The sequence below is a fragment of the Vibrio sp. 1288 genome (assembly GCF_033344475.1).
Genome location: NZ_JAWPOX010000016.1, coordinates 50749 through 67332 on the forward strand (window position 1 = coordinate 50749; position 16584 = coordinate 67332).

Genomic DNA, 16584 nt, shown 5'->3' on the forward strand with positions numbered 1-16584 from the left:
TCTCAACCTTAGTAAGCGTTAGCACCAGTGAAGCCTTTGAAAACGGTCATAAAGATGATTTTGATGTCCATCCAAACCGACCAGTGGTGGATGTAATCCAAATCAAATTCGACTCTCTTTTCCATTTTTTCTAAGGTGTCGGTTTCGCCGCGATAACCATTAATTTGCGCCCAGCCAGTAATGCCTGGTTTTACTTTGTGACGTAGCATGTATCGGTCAACAATCTGGCGATACTCTTCATTGTGCGCCACGGCATGAGGGCGTGGACCAACAATAGACATGGTCCCTTGCAGTACATTGATAAATTGAGGCAGTTCGTCCAAAGAGGTGCGACGTAGAAATCCGCCAAAAGGCGTAATACGAGGATCGTTCTTTGTCGCCTGTTTCACGTTGGAACCTTGATCCATGGTTGTCATTGAACGGAACTTCCAGACTTCAATCTTGCGTCCATCAAGACCGTAACGATGTTGTTTAAAGATGACAGGGCCTTTAGAAGTTGCCTTAATGCCAATCGCAATGACGAATAGAATAGGGGCGATTAAGACCAAAATAATGCTCGAAAACAAGATGTCTTCAAACCGTTTTACCCAAGAAGAAATTCCAGCAAAAGGTGTATCAAAGACACTTAGTGTTTGAACTTGGCCGATCTGCGCCCAACGAGAATGTAAAAGGTTATAAGTGAAGAAGTCGGGAATCAGATACGTATTTGCGGTGGTATCTGAGAATTGGTTAAGAAGTGACGCAATGCGCTCTTTTGCGTGCATTGGCATCGCGATATAGACGTAATCTACTTCCCCTTTTTTAGCTCGCTCAAGGGCGTGGTCAACAGCTCCTTTAATAGGATAATCAGAATTTGGCAGTCTGTCGGAAGATCGTTCGTCGTAAAAGCCATCAAAAAGCACGCCGTGTTCTGTGTGGTTTTGAATTTCGTTAGCTAGGGTAATGCCGTGAGGAGTTTGGCCGATGATGATCGCAGTGCGAGTGTTGAATCCTTTTTTTCTCAAATAGGCTAATCCGGTACGGAATGTTACTCGCCATGCTAAAAGCAGAGCGGGCGTAATCGCAAACCACAGCGCTAAAATTGTGTTATCAAATAAGGTATGGACTTCAGAAAAATACAGCACAATAAAGATAAGTGCAGAAGTCACCGCCCAAGCAACACAGACAATAAACATCTGCTCTTTAAACGAACTGGTTCGCCAAGAGCGATAAAGATTGCCGCTTTCTGCCATAAATAGAAAGGAGATGCCTCCAACGAAAGCCAATATGACGTAATCTTTCCCCATCGCAGTATTCATGTCTTTGAACACTAAAAGCAGCATAAAAGAGACGATGACAGCAAGATCTGAGATGCGATATAAAAAAGCGAACTCCATCTCATGAGAGCGGATAAGTCCTTTTTGTTTCATGACTCAGTTTCCCTTCTGACACGCTACCGCCCTTGGGTGTCTTCCCCAATTGCCGTGTCGTGAACGTTATTAGTAGTTAGTGCACAGAGCATTCTGTGGAATGCTGCTGAGTTTTTTGTCACGTGTAATTTCGTTGATAAGTGTAAAAATTTGCTTTGTTGAGGTAAGTGGAAATAAGAATGATATTTAGCCCTTTGGCTAAGTTTGGCGGGTTAGGAAAAAGCTGGTACTTACTTATGAGGAATGAGGAAAAGTATTAAAAATGAAGTATCAGTACAAAGACAATGGTTTATGTGAGGGTAGAAGAAACGGGTGATTTGATTCGTTCACGATTAATGATTTAGTATCGAATTGCTGATATTTATTAAGATAAAAAAATCCCTCTCACTTGAGAGGGATTTTTTTGAGTAAGGACGAATGAACTATTCGACTTCTACGCCGTTTTCTTTGTATAGGCGGCGGCATGCGCGACCATCACTGTGGAACAGGTGACAACGATGAGCTGGAATACCGATCTCGATTTTATCGCCAGTGTCGACTGCAAGCGTGTCCGGCTGACGGAAAATAACGTCGGCGTCCGCGCCTTCTAGATTTAGGTATACTTGAGTTTCGTTACCTAGCTTCTCAACAATCATCACTTCACCGTGAATACTTGCATCAGCTTCAGAAGCGGATAATAGGTGCTCAGGGCGAATGCCTAAAGACATTCGGTCGCCGCGGTTAACGGTTGTACCATCCACCGGAATCCAGAAAGATACGCCGTTAGATAGTTGAACTTTGACGCGCTCTGCTTCTACTTCATCAATGAATACGCTCATGAAGTTCATTTTAGGAGAACCGATAAAGCCAGCTACAAAGCGGTTTTGTGGGTAATGGTAAAGCTCAAGCGGCTTACCAACTTGCGATACATAACCGCCGTCTAGTACAACGATTTTATCTGCCATTGTCATCGCTTCTACCTGATCGTGCGTTACGTAGATCATGGTACAACCAAGTTGGCGTTGTAGCTTAGTAATTTGTGCACGCATGTTTACACGCAGTGCCGCATCCAAGTTTGATAGTGGCTCGTCTAGAAGGAATACATTTGGCTGCGATACCAATGTTCGGCCAATCGCCACACGTTGACGCTGTCCACCGGAAAGTGCTTTTGGTTGGCGCTCAAGCAAGTGGCCTAGTTGTAGGATTTCTGCTGCTTGTTCAACACGCTTGTCGATTTCTGCTTTGTCTGCTTTTGCTAGTTTCAAGCCAAATGACATGTTGTCATATAAGTTAAGGTGCGGGTAAAGAGCGTAAGACTGGAATACCATACCAACACCACGTTTGGATGGTTCGACGTCATTCATGCGCTGGTCACCAATATACAAATCACCTGAAGTAATGTCTTCAAGACCGGCAATACAACGTAAAAGGGTAGATTTACCACAACCTGATGGACCTACGAAAACAACAAATTCACCTTCGTTGATTGTTAGGTCTACGTTCTTAGAAATCAGTACGTCGCCATACGCTTTACAAACATTTTTTAACGTGACACTCGCCATGTAGCTCGTCCTCGATCAATTTTTTATTATTCACCGCTCATCATTATATGAATTATCTAGCGAGCAGTAACAGTAGGAATCGGTAAGTTCTTGCGGTTGGTAAGAAAAGTAGGGTAGCACTTCAATAAAATGTCCTGAATAGAAGTGCTACCCATCATAGCCAAGTACGAGTTTCTCTCCCCCACATTATTCGTATTGTCTCCCCCGTGAAATAATTACCACAAACAACACTAATAATGACATTCCACTCGTCTGGCAATGCAAAACCAGCAAATCTTTTTCCTAATACGTAGGCACTGCTGGGAAAGGGTTCTTACCATCCACTCTTGGATGACTGCAGTTTCTAAGATTGTGCGTAGTGCGACATCCTCCTAATAGAAATAATTGTAGGGGGAGTAGAAAGGGAGGAGTAAAAAAGGAGGAGGAAGAAAGCAGTTGGTCGGAAATCACATTATTGCACCACCTAAAGTTGAAACCGATCACAGGAACTATCCATTTTGTGATTTGAGTCTCTTACCCTTGGCGATTTAGATCACGAAAATACGTCATAATTGTAAGGGCGTAGGGATTAGGAGGATGAGACATATTGGATTATTTCAGATGATATATGTCGAAATACGGCTGAACCTCAATGGACTAGCCCTACATCAAAAATATAAAAAGGATACGAACATGAAAAAGTTAAGCGCTGTAGCACTAGGTACTCTTGTTGCTTTGGGTTCTTTTGGTGCTAATGCTGCCATCGAAGAAGGACAACTTACTATCTGGATCAACGGTGATAAAGGCTACAACGGCCTTGCTGAAGTTGGTAAGAAATTTGAAGAAGACACAGGCATTAAAGTGACTGTGGCTCACCCAGATGGCCTTCAAGACAAATTCCCTCAAACTGCAGCGACTGGCGACGGTCCTGATATCGTATTCTGGGCTCACGACCGTTTCGGTGGTTACGCAGAAGCTGGCCTGCTAGCAGAAATTAAACCTTCTAAGAATATTCAAGAAGGTATCGTTGATTTCGCTTGGGATGCAGTACGTTACGACGGCAAATTGATCGGCTATCCAGTTGCGGTTGAGTCTCTATCTCTAATCTACAACAAAGACCTAGTTCCAAACCCACCAAAGTCTTGGGAAGAGGTTGCAGCATTAGATGCAAAACTTAAAAAAGACGGCAAGTCTGCAATCATGTGGAACCTAAAAGAACCGTACTTCACTTGGCCACTAATGGCGGCTGATGGCGGCTACGCGTTCAAATACACTTCTGAAGGTTACGATGTTAAAGACGCTGGTATCGCGAAAGAAGGCGTTAAAGACGCAATGAGCTTCGTAAAAGGCTTAGTTGATAAAGGCGTAATCTCTGCGGATATGGATTACTCAGTGTCTGAGTCTGCGTTCAACCAAGGCAAAACAGCGATGACGATCAACGGTCCATGGTCTTGGGGCAACATTGAGAAGTCAGGCGTTAACTACGGCGTGACTACGCTACCTAAGTTCCAAGGTCAATCTTCTAAGCCATTCGTTGGTGTTCTAACAGCTGGTATCAGCACTGCGTCTCCAAACAAAGACCTAGCGGTTGAGTTCATTGAGAACTACCTACTAACAAACGATGGCCTACGTATGGTTAACAACGATAAGCCTCTAGGTGCGGTAGCGCTTAACTCGTTCCAACGTGAACTAGATTCAGATACTCGTATCGCTGCGACTATGGATAACGCGATGAACGGCGAAATCATGCCAAATATCCCTCAAATGAACGCATTCTGGGGTGCGGCTAAGAACGCAATCATCAACGTAGTTGACGGTCGTCAAACTGTCGATGCAGCTCTTGCAGATGCAGAAAAACAAATGACTAAATAATTAAGTAAGACCTTTTTAAGGAGGAGGCAACTCCTCCTTACTTTTCTATATTTATTCTATATTCGCTAGCAGGTTCCCTATGCAGTCAGTTCAAGGTACAAATGCTATGACAGCACCAGAAGCCAGCCTTCCGAGCAGCAAAAAAGTGTTCATGAAATGGTCACTTTTAGGCACAGTCGGCATCATCAATGGCTACGCAACAATCCTTATGTATTCTCGCGGTGAGATTGCGTTTGCACTACTTACGCTCATTCTTACCGCTTTAGCGTTGTTCATCTTTGGTAGTAAAAAGACGTACGCACACCGTTACATCTACCCTGGTATAGCAGGGATGATCCTTTTCATTCTTTTCCCTTTGGCGTACACCATAGGTTTGGCGTTTACCAACTATAGCGCGAAGAACCAACTCTCTTTTGATCGCGCTCAGAACGTACTTTTGGACCGAACTTACCAAAGTGGTGATAGCTACCCGTTCACTTTGTATAAAACGGAGCAAGGCCATCAACTTGTGGTTGAAAAAGATGGTGAGCTACTTGCAAGCCCGACTTTTCAGCTTGATAACCTTTCAGCATCGGAGTTTGATCTTTCACCAATTGAAGAAGTAACGGGTGAAAAAGAATCAATCAAGGCGATTGTTAAGAACCGCAGTGCGTTGAGCAGTGTCGATTTACATTTGCCAAGTGGTGATGATATCCGCATGAGTGGGCTGCGCAAATTTGCTGCAGTTGTACCTTTGTACACATTACAAGAAGATGGTGAAACGCTTTACAACAACCGGACTGAAGAAACGCTACGTCCAAATATGGAAGTAGGTTACTACCAGCCTGTCGATGAAAACGGTCAATTTGTTGGTAGCACAGTGTCACCAGGTTTCGTGGTGAACATTGGTACCCACAACTTTGAGCGTGTTTGGAAAGATGATGGTATCAAAGAGCCGTTTATCAGTATCTTTATCTGGACCATTGTTTTCTCTGCGCTAACCGTATTATTTACGCTTGTTATTGGTCTTGTCCTTGCCAGTGTGGTTCAGTGGGAAGCACTTAAAGGTCGCTCAGTTTACCGTTTGTTGCTAATCCTGCCTTATGCAGTTCCGGCGTTTATTTCTATCTTGATCTTTAAAGGTTTGTTTAACCAAAGCTTTGGTGAGATCAACATGTTGTTGGAAGGCTTATTCGGCATTAGCCCGGCTTGGTTCTCTGATCCGTTCATGGCGAAAACCATGATCTTAATTGTTAACACTTGGCTTGGTTTCCCTTACATGATGATTTTGTGTATGGGCTTACTAAAAGCGATTCCAGACGATTTATATGAAGCATCAGCAATTGATGGTGCGAACTTTGTCACGAACTTCACACGTATCACACTACCAATGATGTTGAAGCCGTTAACACCATTGTTGATCGCGAGTTTTGCATTTAACTTCAACAACTTCGTACTTATCCAGTTGTTGACTGGCGGTGGTCCAAACATGATTGGTACATCAGAGCCTGCGGGTTACACCGACCTGCTAGTAAGTTACACCTACCGAATCGCATTCGAAGGTGCTGGTGGTCAAGACTTCGGTCTAGCAAGTGCAGTAGCAACGCTTATCTTCCTATTGGTTGGCGCATTGGCACTTATCAACCTACGCGTAACTAAAGTAGCTCAGGACTAAGGAGAAATTACAATGGCAATGGTACAAGGTAAGTCATTAAAGTATCGTGTTTGGGCTACTCATATTGCAATGTGGGCATTCTTGGCACTGATTATTTTCCCTTTACTGATGATCATCGCGATTTCATTCCGTGAAGGTAACTTTGCAACGGGTAGCCTGATCCCAGACAACCCAACACTTGATCACTGGAAATTGGCATTAGGTTTCTCGGTGACTAATCCAGACGGTACAGTTACACCGCCACCATTCCCAGTAATGACATGGTTGTGGAACTCGGTAAAAGTGGGTGGTATTTCTGCAATCCTAATCGTGGCGCTATCAACCACATCGGCTTACGCGTTTGCTCGTATGAAGTTCAAAGGTAAGAACACCATTCTTAAAGCGATGATGATCTTCCAGATGTTCCCTGCGGTGTTGGCACTGGTTGCTCTGTACGCGTTGTTCGACAAACTGGGTCAGTACATTCCTTTCCTTGGTCTGAACACGCATGGCGGTCTGATCTTCGCTTACTTAGGCGGTATCGCACTGCACGTTTGGACCATTAAAGGCTACTTCGAAAGTATTGACTCGTCTCTAGAAGAAGCAGCGGCTCTTGATGGTGCTACACCATGGCAAGCATTCCGTTTGGTATTGCTGCCACTGTCTGTGCCAATCCTAGCGGTAGTCTTCATCTTGTCGTTCATCATGGTAATTGGTGAAGTTCCTGTAGCGTCACTACTGCTTTCTGATGTAGACTCGTACACACTTGCAGTGGGTATGCAGCAATACCTATATCCACAAAACTACTTGTGGGGTGACTTTGCCGCAGCTGCTGTACTTTCAGCAGTGCCAATCACTGCCGTATTCTTACTTGCGCAGCGCTGGTTGGTTGGTGGTCTAACCGCTGGTGGTGTGAAAGGATAATCTCTTGTGGTCTGAGATTGATAAGAATAACTAGAAAAGGGCGACCACATGGTCGCCCTTATACTTAGCACGGATATTACAATTTTGGTTTGGCCGCCGATCAGTAATATCTTGGCTTTTATTGGCGTTACGCATAGCTGGCTGTTAGCTTAGTTCCTTACGATTCAATCACTAACAGTTTTTGTAACCATAACCTGAGTTTAGACTCAGGTTTTTTTATGCCTGTTAAAGGCAATTGTGCAATAAGTAGATAGAGATTAGCGGCTTTGCAATGGATTACACAGGGCTTGAATAATGCCCTGCGTAGCACTTCACATAAATAACTAGAGCTTAGTAAAAAGCTAAATTGAGGTAGGGAAGGAAGAGATTAAAACTCTCGGCTGGAAGGTGCGCATCCAACGTATTGAAGCAGCGTGTACAAACTTTCTTGCTGCAGTGCGACGCGACGAAATAGATTAGCAAAGGTAACGTCACCGCCAAAGCAAGTTTGAATGTAATGATTAATTTCTGTTTCGTTATACCCCTCGACGTACATGGTTCTCACCCACTGGTACTCGACCGCTTTTAAATTGGTCAACGTCTCTTCACTTAAGGTCGTTTCTTTTAGTCTCAAGATCCAAACTCTATCCAACTCTAAAATAATGGATGGATTTAAGCAAAGCTAGGTGAAGGATTTATGACAGAGAAGGGCGAGCGTGAAACAAATGGCAAAACCATGATGTTGCTCCACACTCTGGGTCTAGGTAACGTTGAGGTACTTAATAGCGTTCTTAACGGATGCCAGTTACTTGAGATATTTAACGTGTGCTTCCATTTCTTCCCCAATCTCTTTACGCATGTTCATAAGACGGATAGCGGATTGCTCTAAGGCTTTGTCTTCATCTGACTCTGGAATCCATTTCGGTACATCGGTTGGTTTTCCGTTTTCATCTACAGCAACCATGATAACGATACAGTGAGTGGTGAGTCTGTTTTTCATTTGCTTTGGATCACTAGCTTGCACGTCAATCGCAATGTGCATTGAGCTTCGTCCGGTATAAATGACTTTCGCGCTAACTTCGACTAAGTTGCCGACATGAATCGGCGCAACAAACCGAATGCCGCCAGCATATGCGGTAATGCAATATTTACCACTCCACGCTGCAGAACAGGCGTACGCTGCCAAGTCGATCCATTTCATTACGGCGCCGCCGTGCACTTTTCCGCCAAAATTTACGTCGCTGGGTTCTGCTAAAAAGCGAAGGGTAATGTCTCTTTGACCACTGCTCATCTGTCTTTCCTTGATGGGTTATTGTTTTCCCAATTTAGCAGCAAGATGAATTTTCGGGAATAGCGAATGAAACAAAACATTAACTTTTATTCGAACGCTGGAAGTGACAAGCCACAGCGTAGTTCTATGGCTTGAGGTGTAGATGTTAATTGGCGGTAGAGGCAATCTCAGAATTGGACAATGGTTTTCTCTGTCTTACTTTTATTTGCGACAGGATAACGCCAGAGATGACTAACAACCCACCAATAATGTGGTAAGCGTAAATTTTCTCACCAATTAGTGTTGAAGCAAGTATGACGGAAACCACAGGCATTAGGTTCATGAACATAGCACTTGAATCAGCACCAATTGAATCAATCGCTTTGACCCACATCAGCGGCGCGAAAATGGAAGCAGCAATACCAGCATAAGCGATTAATGGTAGCGCGTCTTGGCTTGGTAACAGTTGCTCACTAGAGAGCCAAAGTGGTGTGAGCATCAAAACAGAAAAGAAGCCCTGCATGTAAACCAGAGTCAAACTACTGAATGGCATTTTCCAGCGTTTTAGCAGAACACAATAAGCCGCGTATACGATGGCAGCAACGAGCATTAAGCTGTCACCTTGCGTTAAGTCTTGATGTAAAAAGTAAGTGATATCACCGTGACCAAGCATAAATGCCAAGCCGCCGAGCGAAATGACACCACCGACGATACTTAACATTGATATAGATTTACCGAGCAATGGGACACTTAAAAACACACTGATCAAAGGAACTAAAGAGGTGATCAGGGCCATATTAGAGGCCGTTGTTGTTAAACCGGCATAGTATCCAAGTGACTGGTTGAGAACCATACCAAGTAACGCAAGAAACGCCAACTTAGCTAAGTAAGGTCGAATAATGTGTCGTTGTTTGATGATTGCAGGCAGGCAAAATGGCGTTAGGAGTACCATTGCGACAAACCAACGGTAGAAACTCATCGCACTTGGTTCAATGGCGCTCGCAGCCATCTTGTTCACAATTGAGTTACCACCCCAAATCATAACGGTGAAAAACGGAAGTAAATAAATCATGAGAACCCTATAGCACAATTATTGATGGCGCTAGTCTGGCAGGTCTTTATAATAAAAAGTATCTCTTAAAAGACATCGTAAGCGATAGGAAGACAATTTTGAAAAAGAGCGCCAGAAATCTTCACCCCTCCTTATCAATCGATCGTGCGCCATCAGATGTATTTATGAATTTCGAAGCGTTTCTCTCTAATACAGAAACACGAATTCATAGCCACCCTTGGGGGCAAGTGCAACTGATCAGCGGTGGGATTCTGGAGATGGATGCAGAAGACACAAGATTTCTAGCACCTCCACATCTTGCTATTTGGGTTCCCGCCGGAATTCGTCACACTAGCTACAACCGTAAGCCAATCGAATATTGTTCTTTGAATATTGCCCCTGAATTGACGGCGCATTTTCCAACTAAAACGAGCTTGATCAAAGTGACTCCAATCGTGTCATCTATTATTGAGGACTTTCGTCAGCGAGACATTAACGTGGCGCAAACTGATGAAGACAAGCGCTTGGTACAAGTGTTATTGGACCAGCTTGCAAAGCAAGAAGTCGAACATCACTTTTTACCGACTACCGACAATAAGTATCTTGAACCGATTTTAAAAGCAGTAGAAGAATCGCCGACGGATGAGATCAGTTTGGCGGAGTGGGCGGCAAAAGTGCATACCACAGAACGCACGTTAGCGAGACATTGCCAGAGTGAGTTGGGCATGAGCTTTACTGAGTGGCGCTTACGTGTGCGATATTTACATTCTATGGAGTTGCTGCGTAAAGGGCAGACCGTAAAAGAAGTCGCTCTGACGTTAGGTTATAACCAAGCCAGCCCTTTTATCGCGATGTTCAAGAAATACTCCGGCATGACACCGGAGCAATACAAGAATCGATTGTTGTAAAAGTGTAGAGTCTATTTTAAAAAAATTGACAATGCGCTGTATGATGACCGACTCGAAAAGCTGATGGTATTGGAAAGACCTACGTCTATCTTGTGTCAGATTGAGTCAGAATTATAACCTTGAGAATTCGCTTTATTATCATTGCTTTACAACATGCCTGTAAGATTCTTTAGATGATACAATGTGCTAAAGTGACAAAAAACTCAATTGACACCGCTTAGATTTAAGTATTGATTGTTATTAGTTTCTTCAGCCGCCAATTTGTCCCTACTTTTCAAGGAAGTAGAGTTGTACTGTGCAACTATAACTCTTCTACCCTCAATCGTGAGTTCCAATGTGGGTGACCATATATTCTGATCGCGATGCGTCACAATAATCACGGTCGAGTTCAATGTTTGAATATGTTGAGCAATACTTTTTTCGGTTGCTTCGTCTAATGCTGCCGTCGCTTCGTCGAAAATGAGGATTGGCGCCTTTTTAATGAGAGCTCGCGCAATTGCGACTCTCTGTCTTTCACCTCCTGACAACCCTGAGCCTCTTTGTCCTACTGTTTGATGTATTCCTTTAGGAGATGAGTCAATAAGTTTGTCCAATTGTGCGTGTCTTGCAAAGCTCTCAACTTCATAATCACTTGCATTGGGATTACCTAACCGAATGTTATCCGCCAATGTGCCAGTAAAAATGACCGGTTCTTGAGCAACATAGGCTATATGCTGGGTGAGCACGTCATAAGGGATATTCTTTAGATCTATCCCTCCGAGCGAAATAAGACCTTGGTCAGGATCATCAAACCTTAGAAACAGGCCCAGTAAAGTGCTTTTGCCACTGCCACTGACTCCATTGATGACGACGGTATCACCTTGTTTGATCTCCGTGCTAGCATCTTCAAAGAGATCTAAATGGCCCACAAGGTTCAGTTCGAACTTATGGTTTTTGGGGGAGGTTGCAAATTGAGGATTAGGCTCAGGCAGAACAGGGACATTCGTTAACTGAGCGTAATTTTTAATTGAGGATTTTACGTCGTTAATCGCAAAGCCTGCCAACGCGAGTTCACCCAAAGGTGCAGCTGCACGGGTAATCAATATCAATAAAGCCAAGACTAATAAGGGTTGAGTAATCGGCTCTAAGACGAGATAGATGGCGATACCTGCAAGGGGTAAAATCGTTGCCAATCCTGATACTAAGGTTGCGATAGAAGCGTTACGATTAATAGTTGAATGAGCTTCTTCTTGTGCGTGCCAACTCTGTTCAATACGCTCGATTGAGCGCTCAGGCCCCGCTGTTGAGCGAAGTAACTCAAGGTGATCTATGAGCTCAAGTGTTGATTTAGTCGCTTGAAGCTCTGCGTCATGTCGGTCGCTATCTGAGCGACTTAGGTATCTTTGCGCCTTGTACTGAACGAGCAGTGCAACTAGTAACAGTACGGCACTGAGTAGTGCAATTTCACCTCCTCCAACGACCCCAATACCGATAATTAAAAATATGGGTAACATTGGAGCGTGTAAAAATGTTTGTAGCTGATGAGCAGGAATGGCCATAAAGCCAGGTATTCCTCGTTCTGCTAGTTGAGTGAGCTGAGTTCTATGCTGATCATTAAACCAAGCTAACTTTGCTTTACTGAGCGAATGACCTACTGATGAATAAAGATCCCCAGCCAGTTTCGCACCAGAGAGAAATCCAGAACGAGTTACAATAACGGTAACTATCACAGTTAGAACAGCAGCTATTATGACGTTCAATGGTGAAGCTTGTTCGACAATAGATATTGCAAGAAATGTGTAAGCCGTTGCCTCAAATAATGCAACTAGTCCCCAACCTATAGCGACTCGATATAGACGGTGCTTTGCACTTTGTGGAATTGTCGAATTGGAATAGAGGGTATTGTGAGCCGTCATACTTCTTCATCCTGTCGTTGAGCCTTTCTGTTGAGCATCAATGTAGTGTCTGCAAGTTTCGCGAGTTCTGAGTCGTGAGTAATTATGATCAATATCTTGTCTTGTGTTTTCGCAAACTTCGCGAGATTTCTGATCACAGTGAAGGCCGTATTTTTATCGAGAGCACTGGTTGGTTCATCCAGTAATAGAACGTTGGCTTGAGTTAGAAATGTGTTAGCTATTGCGACACGTTGTTGCTCGCCTCCTGAAAGCACGCTTGCATCAGAATTGAGGTCAATCTTTAATTGAGCTTGTTGCAAAGCTTGGTTCAGCTCGTCGTCACTTGAACTTGGCGTTGATAGTTTCAAATTCTGCCTAATGGTAGTTTTGAGTACACCGATATCTTGGGGTACATAGCGTATGGCGGAGTATCGGGATATCTCAGAGAGTTTAGACAGTTGATTGCCTCCTAAGGTAACGAAGCCTGAAAGAGGTGTTTCTTGACCTGCTAATAGACGTAGTAACGTACTTTTGCCTGCTCCGCTAGGCCCCATGATGGCTGTAAATGAACCCCGTGGGAAGTAGTGGGAGAAGTTATCAATAATATTAACAGTTCCATTAGCCACTACGATATTTGATGCTTGTAGTGATAGCGGTTTTTCTCCCGCGCTCAAACTGCCACTTTCTATTTGTGGTTGCTGTAAAAAGTCGCTGATGTTCTTTGCAGCATTCTTTCCTGCGTTAACGTAGTCCAATCCATGGCCAAGCTTCAGTGCGGGTGATACGACGGCCAAACCAAAAAAGAATAGCGACGCCATTGCCACGGGACTTAATTCATAGCCAATGGTATAGGCCATTGCGAAAGTCGAAACCGCTTGAAGTAATGCGGTAGCAATTGCTGCTGGAAGGGCAACGCTACCAACCCATTTCACTATGCCGTGAGTAAAGCGTCTTGTGGCATCATTATAGCTGTCGAGTGCTCCTGCTTGCGTGCCGTAAATTCGATTTACTCGGATACCTCTTGTGTAGTCGTTTACTGCGGTAACGATATCACCCATTATTGTCATGCGCTCTTTGCCATGTTTAGCGGCGAACCTAGGTAAAAAGAGTAGGTAGTACAATGATGCAATTAGACCAGGGAGCAGAGTAAGCATCGCTACCGGACCTGTGAGATTCAACATGATAAAAATAGAAGTTGCGGGTACGACAATGAATGTCACGAGTTCTGAAGGCAAATGCGCAACCATGTGGTGAAGCGTGCTGATGTCTTCGGAAACTATGCGACGCAGTTGATTATCACCATATTGAGAGATGGTCTTGCTTGGCAAGCGCGTCAAGTGCTGAGCAACTTGGCGACGTAATCGAGTGGAAAACTGCGACTCGGCATCATGAACTAACCACGAGCCCACTGATGAGGCAAGTGCGCTAGCCGCCCAAAGTCCTATGGCACCGTAAATCCATTGGTTTGCAAATTTATCGATAAGGTTTATCAAGCATAGCAGTGCACCAACTTTTGCCACAGCGGCAAGTGCTTCACAAAACGTTCCCAAAGCAAGCTTCTTAATCGATGGCTTTAAGGCTGGCATTAAGCTAGGCGTAACGTAATGTTGGCTGATTTTACTTATCATATTGTCACCTTATCTAGCCTATCAAGCGAAAATAAGGAGAACGTGGTAGAGCATATTGAGCTCTTATCGTTTTTCATATAAAGCCTATGGAAGTGGACGTTGATGGATTATGTTTTGAATTAACTTTGGCCGTAGGTGTTGCGAGCTCTTTGTCTGCTTGAATGTTGAAGATGAGTACTTCCTTTGATTTGTTGTGAATTTTCATGAACAGCCAAATGGGAGTAAGTCCCCCTTAGAAGGCAGGCTAAAGGGGAGGTGGAGGGATTAGAAATCCGCAGTAGCTGACAGCATCACTGTACGTGATGCGCCAAGAGCTAGGTCCGCATAGTGGGTGGTTGTCCAGTAATCTTCATCCAGTACATTGTTTACGCTAAGGCGCCAAACCACGCTTGTTTCAGCAATTTTTGAGTTGTAGCGTGCGCCAAGATCAAGAATAGTCTGTGCAGGTAATGCCTGAGTGTTTTGTGCATCAATGTATTGTTCAGACATATAGTTCGCTTGGCCGATAAGCGTGAGATCACGCATCGCAGGGAGGTTCCATTCTAATGCGAGTTTAGCTTGTAAATCGGGTAGCTTAGTTGCTTGTTTCCCCTCCTCTGTCACATCTGTTGCTTTTGTAATCTCTGCATCTGTATAGGCGATACCACCGATGAGTGTATAGTCCTTTGATAGTGTGCCGTAGAACCCCCATTCAATACCGCGATTGCGCTGTTCACCACCGAAAGAAAAAATGTTGGTATCCGGATCTTGGTACCCATTTGGCTTTTTAATCTCAAATAAACTGAACGTATGAGCAAAGCCGTCCAGGTCAAGCTTCACGCCTGCTTCAGTCTGTTTGGTTTTTTGGGGTTCAAAAGCCTCTCCTGCGTTTGCAGCGCTAGAGCCTGCTGTTTTCCCATTCGTTAAGCCTTCGGTGTAGTTACCATAAAGCGAAACTGAGCTCGAAACTTTGTATAATGCTGCAAGTGCGGGAGTGTAAGTACTTTCCTTAAACTTGGTGGTAGGAAGCGACATTCCGTTCATTATTATTCCAGATTCATAATCAATGCTCTGGTAACGCAAGCCGAGCGTGATTTGGTATTTCCCATCAACAAAAGATAACGTATCGGCAATGCCATAGCTGACCTGAGTTGAATCGATAGGTAAACCATAGTAGTTGTCGTAAACTGAATTTTCTGGTCCCCAAACAGGATCATAAATATTCGAGTTCCAAGGGGCTGGATTATTATTACCTGTTGGAGAATCATTTTTATCTTCTCTAAAGTAAGTACTATTCAGTACAAGGTGGTGTTCTACTGGGCCAGTGTCAAAGTTGCTACGAACACCTATCTCACCTGAAGTCCGTTTGTTCTCAAGCTTAACTGATCCGAGAGATACCTCTAGGTTACCCTCGTTATCGATGATTTTGATTCGTTGCGGTACATTTGAATGAAAATCTGTACGGCTACCACCCAATGCGCTGTATACAGTTACAGAGTCACTAACGCTTAGCTCCCCGCGAATCATCATCCCTTTATCTTCGCTATCATTGTAGGCCCAACTTGGCGTCAATAATGTGTCAGATGGAGGAGGTGATGGGATTTTGAGACCAGAAGCGATGCTTAACCCACGGTTTGCACCTTCAACTCGCTCTGTACTGTAGTAAAAATCTGCTTCAAGGAAAGCAATGTCATTACGCCAATCAAGGCTTAATGATGCAAGTTGAGTTTTGTTGCTTTGGTTGTTTATCGCGGTGTCTCCATCTTTAAATGCACCGTTGAAACGAATACCAAATTCTTCATTTGTACCAAAGCGACGTCCAATATCGATATGTCCTCCGAATTGAGTGTCCGATAAGTAGCTGCCGGTGAAAGATGTGATTGGTGTTTCTTGTGCTCTTTTTGTCACTAAGTTGATGGTGCCACCAACAGATCCATTCGGTGGCATACCGTTGAGCAAAGAAGCAGGACCTTTAAGTACATCAATACGTTGATACATTTCAGGAGAGGTTCGGTAATAAGGAGCGATACCATACAATCCATTAAGCATAACGTCGCTAATGTCTGAGTTGAAACCTCTTATTTTGAAACTTTCTTTGTTTAAGCCGGTTTCACCGCTGGTGAAAACAGAGGGATCAGAAGCTGAGATTACATCTGAGATATCGCGTGCTTGTTGGTCTTGAATGTGTTTTTCTGTGTATCCAATCGTATTGAAAGGCGTTTCCATGAAGTTTTTGTCGCCAAGCATTCCTATATTACTCGCGTGAGAAACTTTGCCAGCGGCATAAACTCTGTTTGCTTCACCATAAACTGTCATTGATTCATCTACGACTTCTTCAGCTTGAGCGATACTAATTGGTACGACAAAAGTACTAAATTGAAGTGAAATAAAGAGGGCGATATGACATGGGCTTGGTTTGTTTTTCTGTGAAGAGTCCATCGCTATCTGATGATAGTCATGAGTCATTATAGATTCCTTTTCTTTGTTTGGGCTAGCTCACATCCGTTCTGACGTCGATTGAGTGTTGAATTACTTAA

The 16584-nt window shown here is 43.8% G+C and carries 12 protein-coding genes; 4 read left to right on the top strand and 8 right to left on the bottom strand.

Annotated features, from left to right (window positions below; translation table 11 throughout):
* Positions 1–8 precede the first annotated feature (8 nt).
* On the bottom strand, positions 9–1409 hold the full coding sequence (locus R8O11_RS13535) for an undecaprenyl-phosphate glucose phosphotransferase (RefSeq protein WP_033906767.1): 1401 nt from the start codon (positions 1407–1409) through the stop codon (positions 9–11).
* Positions 1410–1831: 422 nt separating this feature from the next.
* Positions 1832–2950 (bottom strand): maltose/maltodextrin ABC transporter ATP-binding protein MalK, encoded by a 1119-nt coding sequence (gene malK, locus R8O11_RS13540; protein WP_005375271.1) that lies wholly within the window; start codon positions 2948–2950, stop codon positions 1832–1834.
* A 672-nt stretch (positions 2951–3622) separates the two neighbouring features.
* On the opposite strand from malK, the gene malE reads away from it, so the two are divergent.
* The 3 genes from malE (at position 3623) to malG (ending at position 7358) form a co-directional block, all read left to right on the top strand.
* Positions 3623–4801: a maltose/maltodextrin ABC transporter substrate-binding protein MalE gene (gene malE, locus R8O11_RS13545; protein ID WP_005375272.1), complete on the top strand. Its 1179-nt coding sequence runs from the start codon at positions 3623–3625 to the stop codon at positions 4799–4801.
* A gap of 79 nt (positions 4802–4880) precedes the next feature.
* Positions 4881–6455: a maltose ABC transporter permease MalF gene (gene malF, locus R8O11_RS13550; RefSeq protein ID WP_005375273.1), complete on the top strand. Its 1575-nt coding sequence runs from the start codon at positions 4881–4883 to the stop codon at positions 6453–6455.
* A gap of 12 nt (positions 6456–6467) precedes the next feature.
* On the top strand, positions 6468–7358 hold the full coding sequence (gene malG / locus R8O11_RS13555; protein ID WP_005375275.1) for a maltose ABC transporter permease MalG: 891 nt from the start codon (positions 6468–6470) through the stop codon (positions 7356–7358).
* Positions 7359–7725: 367 nt separating this feature from the next.
* On the opposite strand, the gene R8O11_RS13560 is transcribed toward malG, so the two are convergent.
* The 3 genes from R8O11_RS13560 to R8O11_RS13570 form a co-directional block, all read right to left on the bottom strand.
* Positions 7726–7971, bottom strand: a complete 246-nt coding sequence (locus R8O11_RS13560) for a hypothetical protein (protein ID WP_005375277.1) — start codon at positions 7969–7971, stop codon at positions 7726–7728.
* Between the two features lie 171 nt (positions 7972–8142).
* Positions 8143–8628, bottom strand: a complete 486-nt coding sequence (locus tag R8O11_RS13565; protein WP_005375279.1) for an acyl-CoA thioesterase — start codon at positions 8626–8628, stop codon at positions 8143–8145.
* 145 nt (positions 8629–8773) lie between these two features.
* Positions 8774–9679, bottom strand: a complete 906-nt coding sequence (locus R8O11_RS13570; protein WP_318194220.1) for a DMT family transporter — start codon at positions 9677–9679, stop codon at positions 8774–8776.
* A gap of 98 nt (positions 9680–9777) precedes the next feature.
* Here R8O11_RS13570 and R8O11_RS13575 point away from each other — a divergent pair, with 98 nt between their 5' ends.
* Positions 9778–10566 (top strand): AraC family transcriptional regulator, encoded by a 789-nt coding sequence (locus R8O11_RS13575; protein WP_005385013.1) that lies wholly within the window; start codon positions 9778–9780, stop codon positions 10564–10566.
* Between the two features lie 203 nt (positions 10567–10769).
* Here R8O11_RS13575 and R8O11_RS13580 read toward each other — a convergent pair whose 3' ends face one another.
* From R8O11_RS13580 to R8O11_RS13590, 3 genes are all read right to left on the bottom strand, one after another.
* Positions 10770–12461 (bottom strand): ABC transporter ATP-binding protein, encoded by a 1692-nt coding sequence (locus R8O11_RS13580; protein WP_033906768.1) that lies wholly within the window; start codon positions 12459–12461, stop codon positions 10770–10772.
* Positions 12458–14068 carry an ATP-binding cassette domain-containing protein gene (locus R8O11_RS13585; protein WP_005375287.1) on the bottom strand — a complete coding sequence of 537 codons (1611 nt, stop codon included), beginning with the start codon at positions 14066–14068 and terminating at the stop codon, positions 12458–12460. The genes R8O11_RS13580 and R8O11_RS13585 overlap by 4 nt, the downstream gene beginning before the upstream one ends.
* 264 nt (positions 14069–14332) lie before the next feature.
* Complete coding sequence (locus R8O11_RS13590; protein WP_170890000.1) at positions 14333–16513, bottom strand: TonB-dependent receptor; 2181 nt, start codon at positions 16511–16513, stop codon at positions 14333–14335.
* Between the last annotated feature and the right edge of the window lie 71 nt (positions 16514–16584).